This window comes from Brevibacillus invocatus (assembly GCF_003710915.1).
Taxonomy (GTDB): Bacteria; Bacillota; Bacilli; order Brevibacillales; family Brevibacillaceae; genus Brevibacillus; species Brevibacillus invocatus.
Window position 1 is genome coordinate 1 of record NZ_RHHR01000113.1, and the last position, 661, is coordinate 661.

At 43.3% G+C, this 661-nt stretch carries 1 protein-coding gene; it reads left to right on the plus strand.

The annotated features are described in order from the left end of the window. Positions 1-185 precede the first annotated feature (185 nt). Positions 186-661 (plus strand): glycosyl hydrolase family 28-related protein (locus EDM52_RS24275; protein WP_221175578.1); only part of this gene is annotated, 476 nt, incomplete at its 3' end.

The window sequence follows — 661 nt, forward strand, 5'->3', positions numbered from 1 at the left end:
TTGTTATCCTCCGATAAACTCGATCAGATGGTTACAGAACTTGAGCAGGTTATCCAACGCTTTAAAGTATAATCGTTTTTAATCAATAGAAGGACTGGCCTTGAAAAAGGTCAGTTTTTTTGAGGGGAAAGGGAGAAAGAAACGTGAAGCGGAAGCTATTTTTCTTATACTTGGTGGTTATTTTCATGATGTTGGTTAGTGTGAATGAGAGAGGGTCGGTAGCAAAGGCATATAAAGAGGATAGGCAAAAGGACTTCTATGTGAATATCACCGATTTTGGCGCCATCCCAAACGATGCGAAAAATGATGCGGAAGCCATTCAAAAAGCGATCGACTTTTTGGCTAAGAAAGGTCTATCGGAGGGTGGAGGAGTTGTTTTTATTCCAAGAGGTGAGTATTTGCTGAACAAAACGATAGAGGTGAAGAATAATATTACTCTTATGGGAGAAGGCTCATCAAATCGCTGGGCAAATCGAATGGGCAGCAATCTAGTTCAAAATAACAATTCTCTGTCAACGCTGCTTCGGATCACCGGACGTGATACGAGAATCAGCCAGCTCGGAATTCGCGGGGATGAAAGCGCGTTTACGGATGGCATCACACTTGATGGAGCGGAGTATGTCACGATCGATCACTCGCTGATATCTCACATGGGGAGACG